The organism is Arthrobacter sp. Y3223166 (genome assembly GCF_059090935.1).
The window spans coordinates 1-2,149 of record NZ_JBNHGE010000084.1 but is presented as its reverse complement, the minus strand read 5'-3'; the positions used below and the strand labels follow the sequence as shown (position 1 = coordinate 2,149).

3 protein-coding genes and 1 riboswitch are annotated in these 2,149 nt (G+C 71.8%); of the genes, 1 reads left to right on the top strand and 2 read right to left on the bottom strand.

Features of this window, described 5'->3' with window-relative positions:
• Both AC5RUH_RS16615 and AC5RUH_RS16610 read right to left on the bottom strand, forming a co-directional pair.
• Positions 1-703: ABC transporter ATP-binding protein (locus AC5RUH_RS16615; protein ID WP_494129147.1), on the bottom strand; the 703-nt coding region annotated here is incomplete at its 3' end.
• A gap of 8 nt (positions 704-711) precedes the next feature.
• Positions 712-1,332, bottom strand: a complete 621-nt coding sequence (locus AC5RUH_RS16610; RefSeq protein ID WP_494129146.1) for an ECF transporter S component — start codon at positions 1,330-1,332, stop codon at positions 712-714.
• A 43-nt stretch (positions 1,333-1,375) separates the two neighbouring features.
• Positions 1,376-1,508, bottom strand: a riboswitch (TPP riboswitch).
• A gap of 171 nt (positions 1,509-1,679) precedes the next feature.
• On the opposite strand from AC5RUH_RS16610, the gene AC5RUH_RS16605 reads away from it, so the two are divergent.
• On the top strand, positions 1,680-1,940 hold the full coding sequence (locus tag AC5RUH_RS16605; RefSeq protein WP_494000708.1) for a DUF4235 domain-containing protein: 261 nt from the start codon (positions 1,680-1,682) through the stop codon (positions 1,938-1,940).
• Positions 1,941-2,149: the final 209 nt, after the last annotated feature.

Here is a 2,149-nt window from a genome sequence, read left to right as displayed (position 1 = left end):
GCGGCCCGTCGGCCAGCACGCCGCCGCCGGCCGCGAGCACGATCACGCGGTCCACGACGTCCGCCCAGACCGCCACCCGGTGCTCGACCACCACCAGGGTGGCGCCGGTGCGGTCCAGCACCCGGGCCACGGCGTCCCGTACTTCCCGCACCCCGGCGGGGTCCAGGTTTGCGGTCGGCTCATCCAGCAGCAGCAGCCCCGGCCGCATGGCCAGGACGGAGGCCAGCGCCAGCCGCTGTTTTTGGCCGCCGGAGAGCGCCGACGTGGGATGGTCCAGCGGGACGGCCAGGCCGACGTCGGCCAGGGATTCGCGGACCCGGTCCCAGATCTGCCCGCGCGGCAGCGACAGGTTCTCCGCCCCGAAGGCCACCTCGTCACCCACCCGGGCCAGCACCAGCTGGCTCTCCGGATCCTGCAGCACGAGGCCGGCCCGGCCGCGGGCCTCGGAGGGGCGCACCCCCGCCACGCTCAACCGGCCGGTCTCCTCGCCTTCGCCCTCGTCGCCGAGGACGCCGGCCATGGCGTGCAGCAGCGTGGACTTGCCGGCCCCGGAGGCGCCCAGCAGCAGTACCCGTTCGCCCGGGGCGATGCTGAAACTGGCCGCGCGCACCGCCGGATCCTTGCGGCCGGCATGCCGCCAGCCCCACCCCTCGGCGAGGACCGGCACCGGGCCGGGCGCCGCCGTCGTACTCTGCGCTCCCATCAAACGGCTCAGGCGTCTGCCGTGCGTCCCGCGGCGAAGGAGGACAGCGCACCCGTCTTCGCCAGGCCCCTGACCGCCAGCCATGGCAGCAGCCCGGCAATCACGACGCCGGACAAGGCGGCGAAGCCCACGTACGCCAGCTGCCACTCGGCGGCCCAGAGCATGTTGTAGAGGATGTTCTCGCTGATGGACAGCGCCAGGCCTGCGCCCAGGCCGGCCAGCAGCGCCACGCCCAGGTTGAACCTGCGGTACAGGAAGAGCAGGAAGACGACTTCGGCACCCAGGCCCTGGATCAGGCCGGAGACCAGGACGGTCATGCCGAAGCTCGTGCCCAGCAGCGCGGAGACAACCGCGGCCAGCATCTCGCAGTAGATGGCGGCGCCGGGCTTGCGGATGATCAGCCCGCCCAGCACGCCCGCCATCAGCCAGCCGCCGGTGTACAGCCCGGCGGAAGGCGGGAAGGCTATGGTCAGGCCCTCGATCAGCGGCCAGCCCGCCGACCAGGCCCAGAAGATGACGCCGACGGCCACGGCGACCACCGAGGCCACGACGATGTCCACTACCCGCCAGCCGTAACGCTGCTTCCGGGCAGGAGTGGGTGTGGCGGGTGCATTCGAAACGGTACTCATTGGAATCCTCCTGGTTGCAGGAGGGGAGGGCGGCCACGCGGCGCGCCCCGAGAACTCGACTCCCTTCGCCGGTACTAACCGGAGCAGGTTCGAGGGTCTGCGGTCTATCCGCACTCTCAGCGTCCCTCCCGGTCTCGGTGTGCACCGGCCGGTCGGACGCTCCCCTGTCGTCACTAGATGCTGTCTGGCAGCACGCACCAGTCTACACTCGCCCGCGGCGGCGCGGCATTCGGGGCGCAGACCCGGGGAAAATGCACGACGGCACACGGCCCGGGCGGGTGCCGGGCAGTAGGCTGGGAACCGGAACAGCAGTTGAGACGGGGCTGCGGCCCCGGAAGGGAGCGGGCATGAGTGTTGTGTTGAGGCTCTTGGGCACACTGGTGAGTATCGGCGCGGGCCTGGCAGCCAGCCAGTTGCTGGGGCTTGTTTGGAAGATGGTCACCGGAAAAGATGCGCCGAAGAGCGACGATGACCTGGAGAACAGCCTGCGGGCGGCGGTAGCCTTCGCCGTGGTGTCCGGCACCGTGGCGCGCGTGATCCAGGTGCTGACCAAGCGCGCCACCGCCAAGGCGGTCATCCGCTACGACAAGACCCGGGAAATGGTCTAAGCGGTCCCTCGAGGATTCCGATGGGGGACGGGCCGCGGGCCCGTCCCCCATCGCGTTCTGTTACCGGCCGCCGGCACCCGCCCAAGGCACGCGCCCCCGTTGGTCGGCAGGTTACCGCCCCTTGGTCGGCAGGTTACGGAGCGTCCGCGGGGCCGGCGCCGCCCCGGTCGGTCCGCCCGGGAACGGCCCCCGCCCCCGCGGTGCGCCGT